Annotated in this window: 1 protein-coding gene; it reads right to left on the bottom strand. The window is 41.3% G+C overall.

Annotated elements, in window-relative coordinates; translation table 11 throughout:
- A partial coding sequence (locus CD152_RS11950) for a hypothetical protein (protein WP_103214734.1) occupies positions 1-443 on the bottom strand: 443 nt, incomplete at both ends.

Here is a 443-nt window from a genome sequence, read left to right as displayed (position 1 = left end):
TAGTCATGTGCCGTAAGATTACTGTATTCAGAGATACTGAGATGTTCCAGTTGAAGCTTTTGGATGAGCCTGTCACCAATCTGATGTTCATACGTTGATAGATAGTCACTGTGTTTATCCATCAGAGCTTTACGTTTCTTGGGGTCATCAATCTGATTGATTTTTTTCTGTGCGACTGAAAAATATTGATGTGTGACATGCTTCTTCACGGTCGTATCCAGTAGTCCTTTGTCGACTAAACCTTCCAGATAGGTCTCAGCTATGTTGGACTGCTGTTGGACTTTCTGTACATGTAGATGCGCCTGATAATAAGGCAACGGTGATATAGGCGTCCATGTACTGATCGTGAATCCTATGCCGAAGAGCATCACAGATAAAGGCAGTGTGAATCTTAACGATGCGAGATGGTCCTCAAGTTTTGCCATCAATACGAATATTAAATA

The organism is Macrococcoides caseolyticum, from assembly GCF_002902665.1.
Taxonomy (GTDB): domain Bacteria; phylum Bacillota; class Bacilli; order Staphylococcales; family Staphylococcaceae; genus Macrococcoides; species Macrococcoides caseolyticum.
The sequence above is the reverse complement of the archived record's forward strand: the minus strand, read 5'-3'. Positions and strand labels throughout refer to the sequence as shown.